A 19,532-nucleotide genomic window follows, 5' to 3' on the forward strand; every position below is an offset into this window, starting at 1 on the left:
CATCCGATGAAGTTCCACTGGTTCCTGCCCACCGCCGGTGACAGCCGGGTCCTCACCGGGGGCGGCCACGGCCTCAGCAGGGGGCACGGCCGCTCCGAGGCGGCCACGTTCCGCCCGCCGGACATCGAGTACCTGGCGCAGGTCGCCCGCTCCGCCGAGCAGCTCGGCTTCGAGGCGGTGCTGACCCCGACCGGCACCTGGTGCGAGGACGCCTGGCTGGTCACCGCCGCGCTGACCCGCGAGACCGAGCGGCTGAAGTTCCTCGTCGCCTTCCGGCCGGGCTTCATGTCACCGACGCTGGCCGCGCAGATGGCCGCCACCTACCAGCGGCTCTCGCGCGGCAGGCTGCTGCTCAACGTGGTGACCGGCGGGGAGAGCGCCGAGCAGGCCAGGTTCGGCGACCACCTGTCCAAGGACGAGCGCTACGCGCGCACCGACGAGTTCCTGTCGATCGTGCGCGGCGCCTGGAGCGGCACCCCCTACGACTTCGACGGCGGCCACTACCGCGTCGAGGGCGCGATGGTCGCCGAGACGCCCGATCCCGTCCCGGAGATCTACTTCGGCGGCTCCTCACGGGCCGCCGGACCGGTCGCGGCCAGGCACGTGGACGTCTACCTCACCTGGGGCGAGCCCCCCGAGCAGGTGGCGAAGAAGATCGAGTGGATCCGGGAGCTGGCGGAGGAACAGGGCCGCAAACTCCGCTTCGGCATCCGGCTGCACGTGATCACCCGCGACAGCGAGCGTGAGGCCTGGGCGGAGGCCGAGCGGCTGCTGGCCGCCATCGATCCGGCCGACATCGTCTCGGCCAGGAAGCTGCTCGGCCGTAGCGAGTCGGTCGGCCAGCGGCGCATGCTGGAGCTGCACGAGGGCTTCACCGGGGGCACCGCCCGCGACCTGGAGATCCATCCGAACCTCTGGGCCGGGGTCGGCCTCGTGCGGGGCGGCGCCGGCACCGCGCTGGTCGGCAGCCATTCCCAGGTCGCCGAGCGGATCGAGGAGTACGCCTCGCTCGGCATCGAGGAGTTCGTCCTGTCCGGCTATCCCCACCTGGAGGAGGCGTACTGGTTCGGCGAGAACGTGCTCCCCCGCGTCGCCGAGTCCGTCCGGGGGTGATCACGGCCACATCCGGCGAGCCCGTCTTGCGCGTGATCTCCGCGGGGAGGAATCTCGGTGCATGCCTGACGACCGCCCGTACGACATCGTGCTGTTCGGCGCCACCGGGTTCACCGGGGCGCTCACCGCGGAATACCTCGCGCGCAACGCCGGTCCCGCCCTCCGCTGGGCACTGGCCGGGCGCAACCGGGCCAAGCTCGAAGCGGTCAGGGATCGGATCGGCCTGCCCGAGCTGCCGCTGCTGCACGCCGACGTGACCGACCCGGCCTCCCTGGTGGAGATCGCCAGGCAGGCCAGGGTCGTGGCGACCACCGTGGGCCCCTACGTCTCCTACGGCGAGCCGCTGGTGGCCGCCTGCGCCGACGCGGGCACCCACTACGCAGACATCACCGGCGAGCCCGAGTTCGTCGACCGCATGTTCATCCGCCATCACGAGCGGGCCAGGAGGACCGGGGCCAAGCTCGTGCACGCCTGCGGGTTCGACTCCGTCCCGCACGACCTCGGCGCCTACTTCACGGTCAGGCGGCTGCCCGAGGGAGTGCCGCTGGAGGTCAGCGGCTTCGTCCGGGCCTCCGGCGCCGCCTCCGGCGGCACCGCGCACTCCGCCGTCATGGCGATCTCCCGCTTCCGGCAGACGGCCGAGGCCGCGCACATCCGGCGCGAGCTCGAAGGCGGGTCCGCGGCCTCCGGGACCAGGCGGACGCGTGGCATGCCCGGATCGGTGCGCCACGTCGGAGGGTGGGCACTGCCGCTGCTCACGATCGACCCGCAGATCGTCGCCCGCTCGGCCCGCGCACTGGACCGCTACGGCCCCGACTTCACCTACCGCCACCACTTCGCGGTCAGGCGACTGCCCGTCGCGCTCGGCCTCGCCGCCGGGGTGGGCGCCCTCGCGCTGCTCGCACAGATCCCACCGGCGCGCTCCCTGCTGCTGCGCCGCTTCGCACCCGGTGAGGGGCCCGGCGTCGAGCAGCGGGCCAGGAGCTGGTTCAAGGTCACCTTCCTCGGCCTGGGCGGCGGGGCGCGCGTCGTCACCGAGGTCGCGGGCGGCGACCCCGGCTACGGCGAGACCGCCAAGATGCTCGGCGAGTCGGCGCTCTGCCTGGCGACGGACGACCTCCCGGAGGTCTCCGGTCAGCTGACCACCGCCGTGGCGATGGGCGACGCGCTGATCGGCCGTCTGGTGCGGGCGGGCATCACCTTCACGGTGCTGAGCGACTCGCGCAAGTAGGCGTCCGCTCGGGACGAGCGGCTCCCGGGTTCCGGTGTGACGATCGTGGACGGGATCGGCCGGAACCCGCTCGATCCGGGGTGTCACCCGGTCACGGTGTGGACCGGCGGCGCCTGCGGTAGGCGCGCTGCTGGCAGGCCCGCGAGCAGTAGGCGCGCGGGCGGCCCGCTTCCGCCCGGTCCATGCTCGTGCCACAGATCGCACACGAGGCATTTTCGTCACGCTTTTCCTCACGCTCGCGGATCAGCGCCTCGATGCCGTCCAGCACCCGCCGCAGGCCGAACCCGAAGGAGTCCTCCGGCTCGTCGTAGCCGCCCGCCTCCCAGACGTGGGTCAGCGTGGGGTAGAGGTGGAGCTTCTCGTACAGCGACTCCCTGGCGCCCCACCACTCCTCCTCGGAGACTCCGGTGCGCCGCTCGACCCTGGCGACCTCCGCGGCCCTGGCCGCCTCGCTGTCCACGAACCGGCCGACGAGGCCCACCACCGCGACCATCTCGGCGGGCTTCAGGCCGATTCCCGCCACGGTGCTGAGCGCGTACTCGAAGTGGGCGATGGAGTTCGGGCCGGGAACGTGCCGGGTGCCGCGCACCTCGGCCAGCCAGGGATGACGGCGGCACAGGGCCCAGCCCTCCCGCGCCCATGCCTCGAGCGCCGCACGCCAGCCGCCCGGCGTGTCGGCCGCGCCGCCGTTCGCTCCGTCCGTCGCCACGTCGCCCATCACCATGTCGCACATCAGGTCGATGAGTTGTGCCTTGCCCGGTATATGCCGGTAGAGCGACATGCTGGTGAATCCGAGCCGTTCGCCGACCCGTCGCATCGACAGCCCCTCGACACCGTCGGCGTCGGCGATCTCGACGGCGGCGCGCACGATCGCGCCGACGCTCAGTCCCTGCCGGGGCGCGGCGTCCCGGGACTCCCGCCACAGCAGTTCGACGGTCCGGTCCGGATCCTCCTCGAAGGCCACCCGTTCTCCTTCCGCTTGACGCTCGACCCGAGTATCTGTTTATGCTGTATACCTTATTTACATTATAAATGAGGAGCACCCGTTGAACGATTTCTACGTGTCCCCCTCCGGTGACGACACCTGGCCCGGCACCCTGGAACGACCCTTCGCCACCCTCGCCCATGCCCGGGACCTGGCCCGCGGCGCGGACGCCGCTGTCCACCTGCTGGCAGGCACCCACCGGCTCACCGAGACGTTCGAGCTCACCGAGGCCGACTCCGGCGTGACCTACCGGGCACTGGGGGAGGCCGTCGTCAGCGGTGGCCGCCGGGTCACCGGCTGGCGCGAGCGGGACGGAGTCTGGCTGGCCGAGGTCGGCGACCTCGACACCCGCCAGCTCTACGTGGAAGGACGCAGGGCCGAACGGGCCGCGATCGACGCGATTCCCGGGAAGGCCACCAGAACCGACACGGGTTACGTCACCGACAGTACGGCCCCGCAAAGCTGGGGCAATCCCGCCGACGTCGAGTTCGTCTTCCGCGGCGTCTACCCATGGACCGAGGCCCGCTTCGGCGTCGCCGCCGTCGAAGGCGACGAGTACTCGACCACCATCACCATGGCCCAACCCGCCTTCGGCTGGGCGATCGAGCTCTACAACTCGGTGGTCCCTTGGGAGGGCGGAGGGGAGTCCTACGGCCCTGGCCTGCCGACCCGGGTGGAGAACGGCGCGGGTTTCCTGACGGAGCCGGGTACCTTCGCCCTCGACAGGTCCCGCCCTGGTCACCACGTGCTGAGCTACCGGCCGCGCCCCGGCGAGGACCCCGAGCGGACGGAGGTCGTCGCCCCCGTACTGGAGACGCTGGTCAAGGTCACGGGCGCTCGCGACGTCGCCTTCCTCGGCGTCACCTTCGCAGACGCCACCTGGCTGCGGCCGAGCCGCCCAGAGGGCTTCCTGCACTACCACGGCACCGGCTACTACGAGGGCGGCCCCATCGAGAAGGTGTCGTTCGGCGAAGGGGCGTGGGTGACGGTGCCGGGGGCGTCGTCGGAGATTCCGGCGAACGTCGTGTTCGAAGGCGCCGCGCGCGTCGCGATCGAGGGCTGCCGCTTCACCAGGCTGGGGGCCACGGCCCTGCGGTTCTCCGGCGACAGCGCCGACATCCTGGTGCGGGGCAACGTGTTCGAGAGCCTCTGCGGCGGCGGGATCTCGATCGGCGGGAGCCGTGGTGCCCGGGTCGAGAACAACTGGGTCCACGACGTCGGCCTGGAGTACTCCGGCTCGCCCGGTATCGCGGTGACCGGGAGCGAGGACTCCACGCTCGCGCACAACCAGGTTAACGACGTCCCGCACTGCGGCATCGTGGTCGGCGCGGGCAAGAGCACCCGGGTCCTGCGCAACCTCACCTTCAACACGCTGAAGGTGCTGGCCGACGGCGGTGGCATCTACCTGTCGGGCCCGCAGGGCGACTCCCACGACAACGGCGCGGTCGTCCGCGGCAACGTCGTGCGCGACACGCTCACGCCGTACAACTTCGCGCTCTACACCGACTACGGCGCCGCCTGGGTCACCGTCGAGGGCAATGCCGTCCAGCGCGCCGACAACACGGCCGTCCTGCGGGTCTGGCCACCACTGGAAAACGTCGTCTTCCGCGGCAACTTCTGGGATGCCGACCCGGTGGGCTGGGACGACCCGCCGGAGGGCGTCACCATGGAGGGCAACGTGACGTCGGCCGACGAGAAGGACTTCGAGGTCCGTACGGCGAGCATCGTCGCGCGGGCGGGTCTGGAGCCCGGCTACGCCCACCTGCTCGGACGGTGACCACCGCGCCTCGCTCTTGGAGAAGCCTTGGGGTACGGATGAGCGTGGCGGTGATCTGGGCACGGTACTAAACCGGGTAGTCCGCGTGCGGGAACGGGGGCCGTGTCATGTCCGACTCGTGAGCGCGAAAGAGCGTGATGAGGACCTGACGGCCCGAGTGCCGGCCGGACGCGCCGGCACCGCCGCGCGGTGGTAGCGAACAGAGCGTCGGGGAGCCGGCCCCGACGATGGCTGGTCGCGTCCGGGGCCGGCCCGAGTCTCAGGAGACGTCAGCCATGAAAATGCCCACAGTCAACGAGTGCCAGGTCGATGCGTGCGCCTACAACGCGGAGCACGTCTGCCACGCGCTGGCCATCACGGTCGGCAACAGTCATCACGCGGAGTGCGAGACCTTCTTCAAGGTCGACGTGAAGGGGGGCGACCCCGCCGCCACCGGCCGCGTCGGCGCCTGCAAGATGTCCGACTGCCAGCACAACCTCCAGTACGAATGCCAGGCCTCCGGCATCGTCGTCGGTTACGCGCAGAAGGACATCGACTGCCTTACGTACGCGCCGGCCTGACGGCGGACGAGCCGTACGGCGACGGAACGGCGGCCCCGACCTCTTGGCATCCAAGCGCTTGTTTGGTAACACTGGCCCATGGCAGAAACCGCCGCCGACGTCTTCGCACCCGCGAAGCTCGGGCCGATCACCCTGCGCAACCGCCTGATCAAGGCGGCCACCTTCGAGGGCATGACCCCCGAGGCGCTGGTCTCCGACGAGCTGATCGACTTTCACCGGCGAGTGGCCGCCGGAGGCGTCGGCATGACCACGGTGGCCTACTGCACGGTGGCACCGGAAGGCCGCACGCAGTGGCGGCAGATCTGGATGCGCCCGGAGGCCGTGCCCGGCCTGCGCCGCCTCGCCGAGGCGGTACACGCCGAGGGCGCCGCCATCTCCGCGCAGATCGGCCACGCCGGCCCGGTGGCCAATCCCGCCTCCAACAGGCTCCCCGCGCTGGGCCCGTCCCGGCGGTTCAACTGGCTGGGCATGAGCATGACCCGGGCGACGACCGTCGCGGACATCGAGCGCCTCGTCCGCGCGCACGCCGACGCGGCGCTCCTGGCGGAGGAGGCGGGCTTTGACGCCGTCGAGATCCATCTGGGGCACAACTACCTGGTCAGCTCCTTCCTCAGCCCTCGGCTCAACAACAGGACCGACGGCTACGGCGGCAGCCTGGCCAACCGGGCCCGGCTGGCGCGCGAGGTCGCCCTGGCCGTAAGGGAGGCCGTCGGCGGCCGGATCGCGATCCTGGCCAAGCTCAACATGGACGACGGGGTCAGCGGCGGCCTGACACCCGACGAGAGCCTCCAGGTCGCGACCTGGCTGGAGGCGGACGGCGGACTCGACGCCATCGAGCTGACGGTGGGCAGCTCGCTGCTCAACCCGATGTACCTGTTCAAGGGCGACGCCCCGATCCGTGACTTCGCCGCGGCCCTGCGGCAGCCGCAGCGGCTGGGGGTGCGGCTGCTGGGCGGCCGGTTCCTGCGCTCCTACCCCTACCGGGACGGCTACCTGCTCGACGACGCCCGCGCCTTCCGCGCCGCCCTGAGGATGCCGCTGGTGCTCCTCGGCGGCGTCACCAACCTGGCGACCATGGAACTGGCCCTGCGCGAGGGCTTCCAGTTCGCCGCCATGGGCCGGGCCCTGCTCATGGAGCCGGACCTGCCCAACCGGATCATGAAGAACCGGGCGGTCGAATCCCGGTGCGTCCACTGCAACCGGTGCATGTCGACGATCTACTCCGGCACCCGCTGCGTGCTCACGGAGTGACCGCCCCCGCTCTCAGCGGAGCCCGGCACGCCGGGCGGTGACCACGTCGACGACGGCCACGACCAGCGAGACCAGCACGAAGGCGATGGCGACCAGCAGCGAGTGCCGGAACGCCGTCGCGTAGTCGCCGCGGGAGGAGGCGACCTCGGCGAAGAACACCGAGCCGATCGCCGCGATGCCGACGGCCGTGCCGAGCCGCTGTCCCGTCTGGAGCACCCCGCCGGCGGTGCCGGCCATCGCGACCGGCACCTCCGACAGGGTCAGCGTCTGGTTGGGGGAGATCACCAGGCCGCTGCCCAGGCCGGCGAGGAGCAGCGGCAGCGCGATGGCCCAGGCCACCTGCTCGCCGGGGACCAGCCGTACGGCGAGCGCCGTGACGCCCAGCGCGGCGGCGACCAGCAGCAGCCCCGCCACCACCAGCGGCCGGCCCAGCCGGGTGACGGTCCGGCCGCTCAGCGCGGCGGCCACGGCCGACCCCGCCGCGAAGGGGGTGCTCGCCAGCCCTGCCTCCAGTGCCGAGTAGCCCAGGCCGTTCTGCAGGTAGAGGGTGAGAATGAAGAAGATCGCGCTGAAGCCGGCGAAGTAGAGCGTCCCGAGCAGGGCGCCGAGCGCGTACGAGCGCCTGCGGAACAGGAACAGGTCGACGACCGGCTGGTGGTGCCGCCCGTAGCGGCGCTCCCAGGCCACGAAGGCGGCGAGCACGACGAGCCCGGCGAACAGCGTCGGCCACCTTTCCGCGCCCTGCCACTGCTGCCCCTCGACGAACGGCAGGAGCACCAGCACGACACCGAGGGCGAGCAGCAGCACGCCCACCGGATCCATGCTCTCCCTGGGGCGCCTCCCGTGCGCCGGAGGCCGGATGTAGCGGTACGCCAGGATCACGGCCAGGATGCCGATCGGCACGTTGACGTAGAAGACGAGGCGCCAGGCGTCGGGGCCGCCGCCGAGTTGGATGAGCGTCCCGCCGAGCAGCGGGCCGATCGCGGTCGAGAAGCCGATGACGGTGCCCAGCATCCCGAACGCCCGGCCCCGTTCCGCTCCCCGGAAGAGTTGCTGGATCAATCCGCTGACCTGCGGGTTCAACACCCCGCCCGCCATCCCCTGGATGAGTCTCGCGATGACCAGCAACGTCGGGTCCCCGGCCATTCCGGCTGCCGCGCTGGACAGGGTGAACAGGACGACGCCGAGGACGAACACGTTGCGCCGGCCGTGCATGTCGCCAAACCGTCCGGCGGGGATCAGCGCCAGCCCGAAGGTGAGCGCGTACCCCGACACCACCCACTGCAGGTCGCTCCGTGGGGCGTTCAGCCCGCTGCGGATGGCCGGCAGCGCCACGTTGACGATGCTGACGTCCAGCAGGGTCATGAAGCCGGCGACGAGGCAGACGGTCAGCGCCTTCCAGCGGCGTGGGTCGGCTCCCTCCTGGTCCCTCAGGGCCGTCGTCTCGCCGCTCATCCGGCCGCGCGGTGCGGGGACCCGGCCCCCCGGTCCGCGGGCCTTTCCCTCCCGCCGCGTTCCAGCCCTCCGGACGGTACGGGTGACCGGCTGAGGACCATCATCCGCCCCCGTTCTCCGCCTCCGGCTTTCAGCAGCCCGTACGTACCCCTTTCGGATGTTCAAATCACCGTCCGGGCCCCGGCGACTCGCCGGGGCCCGGACGGTGACTCATGACGGTGACTCATCCTCGGAGCCGGGAGACGCCAGGTGCTACGGGCACGTCACCTCGCCGCTCGCGAGCGGGACGTTCACCGCGCTCCAGGCGGCCTTGACCGCGTTGACCTCGACGCAGCCGACCGGGAAGAGCGCCTTGGCGGCGGCCACGGTGGCCTTCCGCGCCTTCGCGTGCGTCCACGGTGCGGTCTTGGTGTTCAGCCCGGCCTGGAAGATCTGGCCGGCCTTCTGGATGCCGATGCCGGTCAGGGTGGCCGGACCCGAGCAGACGGAGCTGGCCGGCTTGCCCACCGGGTTGGTGCCCTCGGCGAGCAGGTAGAACCAGTGGTTCTGCGGGCCCGCTCCCGCGTGCACCCCGCTGACTGGGGAGCCGTAGCAGTTCGGGTGCCCCTCGGCCGACGGGTTGTACATGTTGCGGATCTCGCCGGAGCCGACCAGGTTGACCTCCTCGCCCACCAGGTAGTCCGGTGGGTCGAGGGCGGCGGGCTGGTTGGCGTAGTGCTCGGTCAGCGCGCCGAAGATGTCGCCGGTCGACTCGTTCAGGCTGCCGGCCTCGAGGGTGTTGGACACGGGGGCCCCGGAGTACTGGAAGATGCCGTGGCCGTACTCGTGGCCGACCACGTCCATCGGGGTGGCCTGCCGGGTGTTGGCCTGGTTGTGCCCGAAGTTGGTGTAGCTGCCGTTCCAGTAGGCGTTGACGTCGTTCAGGCCGACCCGGGCGGGGAAGGCGCCGCCGGAGCCGTTGAACCCGTTGCGGCCCAGCCAGTTGCGGAGCATGTCCCATTCCTTCTGCGCCGCGTACAGGGCGTCGACGCAGGCGGTCTCCAGGCTGGTGCCGCTGCCGGTGCCCCAGGCGTCATCGGTCCCGGTGTAGGCGGTGCCGCCCTGCCCGCCGCAGCGCAGGCCGGGACGGGTGGTGTCGGTCATCGAGTACGAACTGCCGGAACCCGAGGTCTGGATGGTCACCGGGTTGCCGTTGTAGTAGCTGTTGCCGGTCCCGGCGTGGACGTCGTCGTAGGAGTCGACGATCGACCCGTCGACGGCGTCCACGAAGACGTGCAGAACGCTCGGGGTCTGGCCGTTGGTGCCGGTGACGACCACCTCCCAGGCCAGCCTGGGCGTGGTGGTGGCGGCGTGCACGAGCAACCGGGGGGTGCTCACGCTCTCCACGACGGGCACCTGCGCGCGGGCGGTGGCGGTCGCCGCGGCGGCGTCCACCTTGCTCGTGACGTCGACCGTGATCCTGGACTGCTGGCCCGAGCTCACGGACCCGACCAGCTCGCCGGCCCGGTCGGTGGACACGATCACCTCACCGCCGTACACCGGCAGCCCCCGGTAGGTGCGCGCGTAGGTCAGGTACTGCAGGCCCTGGGCACCGGAGACGCTGGCGGTGAGGGTGAACTTCTCGTTCTGCCCCTTGAGGAGGGCTTCGGACCTCATGGCGATGGTGGCGTTGGCCGTGGTCGCGGCGCGGTTGCGCGCCTCCGCGTCCGGCGGTGAGTACGGCGGAGGGTCGGCGGAGACGGTGCGGGCGGCGATGTCCGCCGGTGCTGACGCGGCGCTCACCGCGGTGGGGGTGATCAGGGCGGTGATGGCCAGTACGGCCACGGCGCCCAGTTTGGTCTTCGGATTCACGGGGGTGACTCCTCTCGGTGTCCCTTGAGGGGAGGAGGGATACAAGGAGCCCTGAGAGTCGGGGCTACCCCAAAGCTGACACCGAGCGAGGCGGACGAATACCTCACAAAATCCCATAACGCCGTGGTATGGGCGGCTATCTATACCGGGGAGCCCCTGCCGCTACGGCTCACCGGCGCGGGCAAGGGCGTCATGTTTTGGTAGTTCCTAGGATGAATTGCCCTGATGTACGGCGTTTTTTTCGCCTGGCCGATCGGAGATCATCTAAGGTGGGCTCCGATCGTGTTGTTACGGGGTGTGCTTGTGAGGAGGCTCTGATGAGCGAGGAAATCACAGAGGTCGACACCGAGGTGTTGGCGCGAATCGACACCTCGATCCCACATTCGGCGCGGGTGTGGGACTACTGGCTGGGCGGTAAGGACAACTACGGTCCCGACCGCGCGGTCGGCGACGAGATCGTGAAGGTCATGCCGGATCTGCCGGTCAACGCGCGGGCCGAGCGGGAGTTCATCGGCCGGGTCGTGAGCCACCTGGCCGGTGAGGCGGGCATCGACCAGTTCCTGGACGTGGGCACCGGCATTCCGGCCGCGGACAACACCCACCAGGTCGCCCAGCGGGTCAACCCCAAGGCGCGGATCGTCTACGTCGACAACGACCCGATCGTGCTGGCCCACGCCAGGGCGTTGCTGCGCGGCACCCCCGATGGGGAGACCGCCTACATCGACGCCGACCTGCGCGATCCCGAGCCCATCCTGCGACAGGCCGCGCGGACGCTGGACCTCTCCCGGCCGGTCGCGCTGATGCTGATGGGCGTCCTGGAGTTCGTCCCCGACGGGGACCAGGCCCACAGCGCGGTGCGCACGCTGCTGGACGCGCTCCCCTCGGGCAGCTACCTGGCCATCGCGCACAGCGTGCACAGCCCGTCGATGGACGAGGCCGCCGCCAAGTGGAACGCCAGCGCCGCCACCCCGCTCACCCTCCGCACCCAGCAGCAGCTGGAGGAGTTCCTCGACGGGCTGGAGTTCCTGGAGCCCGGCGTGGTGTCGCTGCCCAAGTGGCGGCCCGAACCGCAGACCAGCTTCCGCGACCGCGACGTCTTCCAGTACGGCGGCGTGGGCCGCAAGCCGTAGGGCGCCTCGCCGTCCGCGCGTCCTGACCCCACGTTCTGCCCCGGAGCCCCGGATCGGCCCTGCCCGGTCCGGAGGGCTCGGTGACCCCCGGCCACACCGAGAGGTGTTCGCGGCCGAAGGGGGTCAGGGGGCGGGACGGGGCCGCCTCCGCCGGGGGCGGGGGGTGGTCTCCTCGGCGGGCTGGTCTGGTGGTGTGGTGCTGAGGCCGTGGCGGATGAGGGATTGGGCGGTGCGGACGACGGCTTCGAAGGTGTCGCGTTTGGGGTTCCACCATTCGGCGGCCCAGTTGAGGGCGCCGACGACGAGGAGGTGGGCGACGCGCAGGTCGAGGTCGGGGCGGAGTTGGCCGGTGTTGTCGAGGTCGCGGAAGAGGTCGCGCCAGAGTTTGCTGTATTCGGCCTCTTCGGCGAGTTGGCGGGTGCGGAGGTCTTCGGGGATCTGGCCGGAGTTGCGGATCAGGGCGGTGGCGAAGTCGGAGAGTTCGAGTTCGACGTGCAGGTGGGCTTCGACGGCGGCGCAGATGCGGTCCATCGGGGTGGTGTCCGGGGGGAGTGTGTCGAGGACCTGGCGGACGTGCCGGCGGACGCGTTGGGCGCCGGTCCACATGACCTCTTCGATCAGTTCTTCGCGGGATCCGAAGTAGTAGTAGATCGCCGGTGCCTGGAGTTGTGCCTGGTCGGCGATGTCGCCGAGCCGGGTTCCTGAGTAGCCCTTGCGGCTGAGGACGTGCGCCGCCGCGTCGAGAATACGCTCGCGCGTTCGAGCGGCCTTGGAACTCTCCTCCGAGGCTGAGGCGGTGGTTTTCACGGGCACGGAGCGATCATACGCTCTCCGTCACCGGTCGGCTTCGCTCTTCGAGACCCGGGATGCCCTCTTCCCGTGCCCTGCATTTAACCTAATGTAAATTAAACAAGGGTGTGGAGGGAGAGTCGGATGACGCATACCGTCGTACCTCGTTCGTGCCTGTCGGTTCCCGGGGTGGATGAGCGGAAGATCCGCAAGGCGCTGGACTCCGAGGCCGACGAGATCATGCTCGACGCGTTGCGGGAGAGCAGGGCGGGCGCCGTGGAACCGGACGGAAAGATGATCGACGAAGCGGTGGCGGCCGGGCGGGTCCTGGCACGAGCAGGGGGAGTGAACCGATGACGGTGACCGCGGAAGGCCCGTACTTCGACGAGCTGACGGTCGGGCAGGTGTTCGACGGCGCGCCCGGAGTCACCCTCACCGCCGGGCATGCCGCGACCCACCAGGCGATCGTCGGTGACCGGCTCAGACTCCCCCTCGACGCCGACCTCTGCCGGGACGTCACCCGAGGAGAGCCACCGGCCCATCCGGCGCTGGTCTGGGACGTGGCGATCGGCCAGTCCACCCTGGTTACCCACCACGTCAAGGCGAACCTGTTCTACCGGGGCCTCGTCTTCCGCCGGATGCCCCTGATCGGTGACACCCTGCGCACCCGCACGCGGGTGGTGGCACTGCGCCAGAACCGGGCGAAGCCGGGCCGTCGGCCGACCGGGCTGGCGGTACTCCAGATCACCACCGTGGACCAGGCCGGACGCCCGGTGCTGGACTTCTGGCGCTGCGCGATGCTGCCGCTGCGCGACCCCGAGGCGCTGACCGGTCACGAGGCCGATCTCGACTCGGTGGGCGTGGCCGCCACCGACGAGGACCTCGCCGGGACGGCGACCGGGATGCTGGCGGGCTGGCGGCTCGATCGCTTCAGGGAACGGGTCACGGGCCGGCACTTCGCCGACCTCGCCGAGGGCGAGGTGTTTCGGGTGGGCGGGGGAGACGTGGTGTCCAGCGCTCCGGAACTGGCCAGGCTCACCCTCAACGTGGCACAGGTGCATCACGACGCGCGGGCCGCGGGCGAGCGGCGGCTGGTGTACGGCGGGCACACCATCGGCCTCGCGCTGTCCCAGGCCACCCGGGCGCTGCCGAACCTGGTCACGGTCGTGGCCTGGGACGGCTGCGACCACGTCGGCCCGGTCCACGAGGGCGACACGCTCTCCAGTGAGGTGGTGGTCGGGCGCCGCCAGGCGCTGCCGGGGGGCGGCGGGCTGGTCCACCTCCGCTCGCTCGTCCAGGCGGTGGGCGGCGCTGAGCCGCGGGACGTCCTTGACTGGCGTTACGTCGCGGTCATGGCGTAGCGGCGGGCCGCCCCCCACGACATCCTGGACCGGTGAGCCCGCGGGGGCTCTCCGGTCCCGTCGTGGCCGGAAGACCTCAGGACGGGTCCTTCGCGTCGTCGGCGGGGACCTGCACCGCCGCTCCCGACTCGATCAGGGCCGCGGCGTCGACGCCCCAGGCGCCGAGCACCTCCACGGTGTGCCGGCCCGGCACCGGAGGGGGCGTGCCGAGGGCGGTGGGGGTCAGGGAGAAGCGGGGCGCGGGCGCGGGTTGCAGCAGCCCGTCGTGCTCCACGATGGAGCCGCGTGCCTTGATGTGCGGATGGTCCGCGGCTTCGCGCAGGCTCATCACCGGGGCCACGCAGGCGTCGGACCCGGCGAAGATCGCCGACCACTCGGCCTGGCTCCGGCCGGCGAAGGCGGCCGCGATCCGGGCGCGCAACTCGGGCCAGCGGCTCCGATCGTGCTGCTTTCGGGGGTCCTCGTCGAGGCCGAGTCCGGCGAGCAACTCGACGTAGAACTTGGGTTCAAGAGCGCCGACGGCCATGTGCCGGCCGTCGGAGGTCTCGTACACCGAGTAGAACGGCGCGCCGCCGTCGAGGAGATTGGCGCCGCGCTCGTCCACCCAGGCGCCGGCGGCCATGATCATGTGCGTTCCGGCCAGCAGGTGCGCGGTGCCGTCGACGATCGCGGCGTCGACGACCTGGCCGCGCCCGCTGCGGTCCGCCTCGCGCAACGCGGCGAGCACTCCGATCACGAGGTAGTTGCCGCCCCCGCCGAAGTCGCCGACCAGGTTGAGCGGGATCTGCGGCGGCCCGCCCGCCTCGCCGATGGCGTGCAGGGCGCCGGTCAGCGCGATGTAGCCGATGTCGTGCCCCGCCGTCTGTGCCAGCGGGCCGTCCTGCCCCCAGCCGGTCATCCGGCCGTACACCAGCCGGGGGTTGCGGGCGTGACAGGCGTCGGGGCCCAGCCCCAGCCGCTCGGCGACTCCCGGCCGGTACCCCTCGATCAGCACGTCGGCCTCGGCGACCATGGCCAGTACGGCCTCCACCGCCTCCGGTTGTTTGAGATCGAGAAGGACGGACTTCTTGCCGCGGTTCAGCAGGTCGAGATGCTCGGCCCCCGGGAAGAACCCGCTGCCTCCCGGCCGGTCGACGCGCACGACCTCGGCCCCCAGATCGGCCAGCGCCATCCCGGCGAACGGGGCCGGCCCGATCCCGGCGAGTTCCAGCACCTTGACTCCGGACAGTGGCCCGCCACTCATCACGACTCCAGTTGATCACGCAGCATGAACACCGATTATCTAATCGATATTAGATAATAAACGTCTGTCGGCGTCCGTGCGGATCGGGGGTCAGGAGGTGCGGTGAGCCGGGTTCCGCCGGGGGCGGGGGGTGGTCTCCTCGGCGGGCTGGTCTGGTGGTGTGGTGCTGAGGCCGTGGCGGATGAGGGATTGGGCGGTGCGGACGACGGCTTCGAAGGTGTCGCGTTTGGGGTTCCACCATTCGGCGGCCCAGTTGAGGGCGCCGACGACGAGGAGGTGGGCGACGCGCAGGTCGAGGTCGGGGCGGAGTTGGCCGGTGTTGTCGAGGTCGCGGAAGAGGTCGCGCCAGAGTTTGCTGTATTCGGCCTCTTCGGCGAGTTGGCGGGTGCGGAGGTCTTCGGGGATCTGGCCGGAGTTGCGGATCAGGGCGGTGGCGAAGTCGGAGAGTTCGAGTTCGACGTGCAGGTGGGCTTCGACGGCGGCGCAGATGCGGTCCATCGGGGTGGTGTCCGGGGGGAGTGTGTCGAGGACCTGGCGGACGTGCCGGCGGACGCGTTGGGCGCCGGTCCACATGACCTCTTCGATCAGTTCTTCGCGGGATCCGAAGTAGTAGTAGATCGCCGGTGCCTGGAGTTGTGCCTGGTCGGCGATGTCGCCGAGCCGGGTTCCTGAGTAGCCCTTGCGGCTGAGGACGTGCGCCGCCGCGTCGAGAATACGCTCGCGGGTACGGCTGGACTTCGGGCCGGTGGCGTCTTTTGAGACCGACCTGCTGCTGGCTTTACGGGGCACCGACCGATCATACGGGGAGGTTTCTTCGCCCACCGGAGCCGCTCGTCGGCGGCCCCGGCGGGGTGCGGGGCGCTCTGGGGTCAAAGATCCAGACCTCCTCTGCTGACGAGCTGCGCCGCGATGACGTTGCGCTGGATCTCGTTGGTGCCCTCGCCGACGATCATGAGCGGGGCGTCGCGGAAGTAGCGTTCGACGTCGAACTCGGTGGAGTAACCGTATCCGCCGTGGATGCGCACGGCGTTGAGTGTGATCTCCATCGCGGTTTCCGAGGCGAAGAGCTTGGCCATTCCGGCTTCCAGGTCACAGCGCTGCCCGGTGTCGGCGCGCTCGGCGGCGTGCAGGACCAGCTGGCGCGCCGCGGTGAGCTTGGTGGCCATGTCCGCGAGGTAGTTGCCGATGGACTGGTGCTTCCAGATCGGCTTGCCGAAGCTCTCGCGCTCCTGGGCATAGCGCAGGGCGTCCTCGAACGCGGCCCGGCCCACACCGAGAGCGCGGGAGGCGACCTGGATACGGCCGGTCTCCAGCCCCTTCATCATCTGCGCGAACCCGCGTCCTTCGACGCCGCCGAGCACCGAGGAGGCGGGGGTGCGGTAGTCGTCGAAGGAGAGCTCGCAGCTCTCCACGCCCTTGTAGCCGAGCTTGGGCAGGTCACGGGAGACGGTGAGGCCGGGCCCGTGCTCGACGAGCAGGATGCTCATGCCGTTGTGCGCGGGTCTGGCGGCCGGGTCGGTCTTGCAGAGCAGGGCGATGAGCTGGGAGCGGCGGGAGTTGGTGATCCAGGTCTTGGCGCCGTTGATCACGTAGTCGTCGCCCTCTCGCCGGGCGAGGGTGGTCATGGCCTGCAGGTCGGAGCCGCCACCCGGTTCGGTGAGCGCCATCGTGGCACGGACCTCGCCGGTGGCCATCCGGGGCAGGTAGTGCTGCTTCTGCTCCTCGGTGCCGAAGGTGGCGATGAGCTTCGCGACCACCGTGTGGCCGCCCATGGCACCGGCCAGGCTCATCCAGCCGCGGGCGAGCTCCTCGGTGACCATGACGTAACAGGCGGTGGAGACCAGGACGTCGCCATAGGGTTCGGGGACGGCGAGCCCGAAGATGCCGAGCTGCTTCATCTGCTCGATCAGCTTCTCCGGGTACTCGTTGGCGTGCTCCAGTTCGCGGGCGACGGGCCGGACCTCCCGGTCGACGAACTCCCGTACGGTCGCCACGACCGCCTGCTCCTCCTCGGACAGCGCTGCCACTTCGGCTCCTCTCGTGTACGGCCGGCCCGCGCGGGTTCGGGCCGACTACTCTCCTTTATCTTAATATAGATTAAAAAAACTAGAGCGGCATCCTCCGAGGGGAAAACCGGGACGCGAGGCCCCGGCCGGGAGGTGCGGCCTACTGCGACGTTCCTGGTCGGAAGCGCAGATCCACACCGGCACCTGACAGCCTCAGGTTTTCGGCCGCGCGTTCGCGTCCTCCGTTGAGGAACGGAACACTGCGATGTGTTTTGTGGATCTTTCCGCCTACCGTGGTCGCCCGGACGGACGCCCCGCGGCGTTGTCGTCGTCGCCCATAACTCCGTTATGAGCTCCTCCTCCGCCTTGCGGGGCGTCCGTCCGGCTGATCCGCAGCGTAGGCGAAGATCTACAAAACGCGCCCTATGGCCGTGCCGCGAGGTCCCGGCCGATGATCTCCTTCATGATCTCGGTGGTGCCGCCGTAGATGGTCTGGATCCGGGTGTCGACGAAGGCCCGGGCGACCGGGTACTCCAGCATGTAGCCGTAACCGCCGTGCAACTGCAGGCACTGGTCGACGACGCGCTTCTGCAGCTCGCTGATCCACCACTTTCCCTTGGCCGCGTCCACGGCCGTCAGTTCTCCCGCGTTGTAGGCGAGCACACATTTGTCGGTGTAGGCCTCGGCGATGTCCAGCTCGGTGGCCATCTCCGCCAGCGCGAAGCGGGTGGCCTGGAAATCGCCGATCCGCTTGCCGAAGGCCTCTCGCTGGAAGCAGTACTCCCTGGTCACCTCGTAGACGGCCCGGGCGCCCGTGATGGACTGTGCGATGATGCCCAGCCGTTCACGGGCCAGATGGCTCATCAGGTACCGCAGCCCCTGTCCCTCGACGCCCAGCAGGTTGGCATGCGGCACCCGGACGTCCTCGAAGAACAGCTCCGCGGTGTCCTGGCCGTGCAAGCCGATCTTTTCGAGCCTGCGGCCTCGGGTGAAGCCGGGCATTCCGTCCTCGACCACGAACAGACTGAACCCACGCGAGCCCGCCTCCGGGTCGGTCCGGGCGGCGACGATCACCAGGTCCGCGGTGATGCCGCTGCTGATGAACGTCTTCTGCCCGGTGAGCACCCAGGAGTCGCCGTCGCGGCGGGCGGAGGTCCGAATGCCCTGCAGGTCGCTGCCGGTGCCCGGCTCGGTCATCGCCAGCGCGCCGATCACGTCGCCACCGGCGAACCCGGGCAGCCAGCGCCGCTTCTGCTCCTCGGTGGTGAGGTCAAGCAGGTAGTGCAGGACCAGGTCGTCCTGGAGTCCCAGGGTGACGGTGAAGGTCGTCGCCTGGGCTCGGGCCACCTCCTCGCACACCACCATGCGGTAGCGGTAGTCGCTCACCCCGGCGCCGCCGTACTCCTCGGGGACCTCCAGGCCTGCGATGCCCTGCGCACGGGCGGCGGCGAGAACCCCCCGATCCATGCCGCGCTCCTCCTCCCACCGGAGGTAGTGGGGGATCACCTCGCGGGCCAGGAACTCCCGTACGGTCTGCCGGTACTGCTCGTGGTCGTCGGTGTAGAGATCGCGTCGCATCCTCAGCCCAGCCGTTCGATGATCGTGACGTTGGCCTGGCCGCCGCCCTCGCACATGGTCTGCAGACCGTACCGGCCGCCGGTGCGCTCCAACTCGTGCAGCAGCGTGGTCATGATGCGGGCGCCGGATGCGCCGATCGGATGGCCCAGAGCGATGGCGCCGCCGTTGACGTTCACCCGTGCGGGATCGGCGCCGATGTGCTTCTGCCAGGCCAGCACCACGCTGGCGAACGCCTCGTTGACCTCGGCCAGGTCGATGTCGCCGATGGTGAGGCCGGCCTTGCTCAGCGCATGCTCGGTGGCGGGAAGCGGGGCGACCAGCAGATTCACCGGGCTGGCGCCGCGCACCGTCAGATGGTGGATCCGGGCTCGGGGCACGAGACCGTAGGCGCGGACGGCCCGCTCGGAGGCGATCAGCAGCGCCGCGGAGGCGTCGGAGATCTGGCTGGAGACCGCCGCGGTCAACCGGCCGCCGTCGGCCAGGGGCTTGAGCCCGGCCATCTTCTCCAGCGAGGTGTCCGCGCGGGGGCCCTCGTCGTGCTCGACGCCCTCGTACACCAGGATCTCGCGGTCGAAGCGGCCCTCCTGACGGGCCGCGAGGGCGCGCCGGTGGCTTTCGAGGGCGAACTCCTCCATGTCCTGACGGGAGAAGCCCCATTCCGCCGCGATCATCTCGGCGCTGCGGAACTGGGAGATCTCCTGGTTGCCGTAACGCTCCTCCCACCCCTTGCAGCCGGTCCACGGGTCGACCGCGCCGTACGGCTCGCCGACGGTGAACGACGACAGGAGGGGGTACTGGCTCATCTTCTGCACGCCGCCGGCGATGATCAGGTCCGAGGTGCCGCTCATCACCGCCTGGGCGGCGAAATGCACGGCCTGCTGCGACGATCCGCACTGCCGGTCGATGGTCACGCCGGGAACCGACTCGGGCAGCCCGGCGGCCAGCGCCGCGGTGCGGGCGATGTCGCCGGCCTGCGCGCCGATGGCGTCCAGGCAGCCGTAGACGACGTCGTCGATCGTCTCCGGGTCGATGTCGTTGCGTTCCACCAGGGCGCGGATCGGTGCGGCGCCCAGGTCGGCGGGGTGGACGGCGGCGAATCCGCCGCGGCGCCGGCCGGTGGCGGTCCTGACGGCGTCGACTATGTAGGCCTCGGGCATTTCTTTTCTCCATGGAACGAGCGGATGGTACGGGTCTGGGGGGAC

The 19,532-nt window shown here is 70.5% G+C and carries 17 protein-coding genes; 8 read left to right on the forward strand and 9 right to left on the reverse strand.

The annotated features are described in order from the left end of the window. Positions 1–6 precede the first annotated feature (6 nt). Positions 7–1,113: an LLM class flavin-dependent oxidoreductase gene (locus ACQP0P_RS21010; protein ID WP_433379565.1), complete on the forward strand. Its 1,107-nt coding sequence runs from the start codon at positions 7–9 to the stop codon at positions 1,111–1,113. 61 nt (positions 1,114–1,174) lie between these two features. Beyond that, positions 1,175–2,344 (forward strand): saccharopine dehydrogenase family protein, encoded by a 1,170-nt coding sequence (locus tag ACQP0P_RS21015; protein ID WP_433379568.1) that lies wholly within the window; start codon positions 1,175–1,177, stop codon positions 2,342–2,344. Positions 2,345–2,435: 91 nt separating this feature from the next. Here the strand turns inward: ACQP0P_RS21015 and ACQP0P_RS21020 are convergent, their stop codons facing one another. Further along, on the reverse strand, positions 2,436–3,308 hold the full coding sequence (locus ACQP0P_RS21020) for a TetR/AcrR family transcriptional regulator (protein WP_433379571.1): 873 nt from the start codon (positions 3,306–3,308) through the stop codon (positions 2,436–2,438). 82 nt (positions 3,309–3,390) lie between these two features. Here ACQP0P_RS21020 and ACQP0P_RS21025 point away from each other — a divergent pair, with 82 nt between their 5' ends. From ACQP0P_RS21025 to ACQP0P_RS21035, 3 genes are all read left to right on the forward strand, one after another. Beyond that, positions 3,391–5,106, forward strand: coding sequence for a right-handed parallel beta-helix repeat-containing protein (locus ACQP0P_RS21025; RefSeq protein WP_433379574.1), 1,716 nt, complete (start codon positions 3,391–3,393; stop codon positions 5,104–5,106). Between the two features lie 275 nt (positions 5,107–5,381). Continuing rightward, positions 5,382–5,666 (forward strand): DUF1540 domain-containing protein, encoded by a 285-nt coding sequence (locus tag ACQP0P_RS21030; RefSeq protein ID WP_433379577.1) that lies wholly within the window; start codon positions 5,382–5,384, stop codon positions 5,664–5,666. Positions 5,667–5,744: 78 nt separating this feature from the next. Next, positions 5,745–6,917 carry an NADH:flavin oxidoreductase gene (locus ACQP0P_RS21035; RefSeq protein WP_433379580.1) on the forward strand — a complete coding sequence of 391 codons (1,173 nt, stop codon included), beginning with the start codon at positions 5,745–5,747 and terminating at the stop codon, positions 6,915–6,917. A gap of 12 nt (positions 6,918–6,929) precedes the next feature. Here ACQP0P_RS21035 and ACQP0P_RS21040 read toward each other — a convergent pair whose 3' ends face one another. Both ACQP0P_RS21040 and ACQP0P_RS21045 read right to left on the reverse strand, forming a co-directional pair. After that, positions 6,930–8,372 carry an MFS transporter gene (locus ACQP0P_RS21040; protein WP_433379583.1) on the reverse strand — a complete coding sequence of 481 codons (1,443 nt, stop codon included), beginning with the start codon at positions 8,370–8,372 and terminating at the stop codon, positions 6,930–6,932. 252 nt (positions 8,373–8,624) lie between these two features. Continuing rightward, on the reverse strand, positions 8,625–10,223 hold the full coding sequence (locus tag ACQP0P_RS21045; RefSeq protein ID WP_433379586.1) for a M4 family metallopeptidase: 1,599 nt from the start codon (positions 10,221–10,223) through the stop codon (positions 8,625–8,627). A 317-nt stretch (positions 10,224–10,540) separates the two neighbouring features. Between ACQP0P_RS21045 and ACQP0P_RS21050 the strand changes: the two genes are divergently transcribed. After that, a complete protein-coding gene (locus ACQP0P_RS21050) occupies positions 10,541–11,353 on the forward strand; it encodes an SAM-dependent methyltransferase (protein ID WP_433379589.1) in 813 nt (270 codons plus the stop codon). A 123-nt stretch (positions 11,354–11,476) separates the two neighbouring features. On the opposite strand, the gene ACQP0P_RS21055 is transcribed toward ACQP0P_RS21050, so the two are convergent. Continuing rightward, complete coding sequence (locus ACQP0P_RS21055; RefSeq protein WP_433379592.1) at positions 11,477–12,166, reverse strand: TetR/AcrR family transcriptional regulator; 690 nt, start codon at positions 12,164–12,166, stop codon at positions 11,477–11,479. Between the two features lie 120 nt (positions 12,167–12,286). Here ACQP0P_RS21055 and ACQP0P_RS21060 point away from each other — a divergent pair, with 120 nt between their 5' ends. Next, a complete protein-coding gene (locus tag ACQP0P_RS21060) occupies positions 12,287–12,499 on the forward strand; it encodes a hypothetical protein (protein ID WP_433379595.1) in 213 nt (70 codons plus the stop codon). Beyond that, positions 12,496–13,503, forward strand: coding sequence for a MaoC family dehydratase (locus ACQP0P_RS21065; RefSeq protein WP_433379598.1), 1,008 nt, complete (start codon positions 12,496–12,498; stop codon positions 13,501–13,503). Before ACQP0P_RS21060 ends, ACQP0P_RS21065 begins: the two co-directional genes overlap by 4 nt. Before the next feature lie 76 nt (positions 13,504–13,579). Here the strand turns inward: ACQP0P_RS21065 and ACQP0P_RS21070 are convergent, their stop codons facing one another. From ACQP0P_RS21070 to ACQP0P_RS21090, 5 genes are all read right to left on the reverse strand, one after another. Beyond that, positions 13,580–14,746: a CaiB/BaiF CoA transferase family protein gene (locus ACQP0P_RS21070; protein WP_433379601.1), complete on the reverse strand. Its 1,167-nt coding sequence runs from the start codon at positions 14,744–14,746 to the stop codon at positions 13,580–13,582. A gap of 90 nt (positions 14,747–14,836) precedes the next feature. Next, on the reverse strand, positions 14,837–15,535 hold the full coding sequence (locus ACQP0P_RS21075) for a TetR/AcrR family transcriptional regulator (RefSeq protein ID WP_433379604.1): 699 nt from the start codon (positions 15,533–15,535) through the stop codon (positions 14,837–14,839). Positions 15,536–15,615: 80 nt separating this feature from the next. After that, entirely contained in the window at positions 15,616–16,773 is a 1,158-nt protein-coding gene (locus ACQP0P_RS21080; protein ID WP_433379607.1) for an acyl-CoA dehydrogenase family protein, read from the reverse strand. A gap of 402 nt (positions 16,774–17,175) precedes the next feature. Continuing rightward, positions 17,176–18,330 (reverse strand): acyl-CoA dehydrogenase family protein, encoded by a 1,155-nt coding sequence (locus tag ACQP0P_RS21085; RefSeq protein WP_433379610.1) that lies wholly within the window; start codon positions 18,328–18,330, stop codon positions 17,176–17,178. A gap of 2 nt (positions 18,331–18,332) precedes the next feature. Beyond that, positions 18,333–19,487: an acetyl-CoA C-acetyltransferase gene (locus ACQP0P_RS21090; protein WP_433379613.1), complete on the reverse strand. Its 1,155-nt coding sequence runs from the start codon at positions 19,485–19,487 to the stop codon at positions 18,333–18,335. Between the last annotated feature and the right edge of the window lie 45 nt (positions 19,488–19,532).

It is taken from the genome of Streptosporangium sp. CA-115845, assembly GCF_050943795.1.
Taxonomy (GTDB): domain Bacteria; phylum Actinomycetota; class Actinomycetes; order Streptosporangiales; family Streptosporangiaceae; genus Streptosporangium.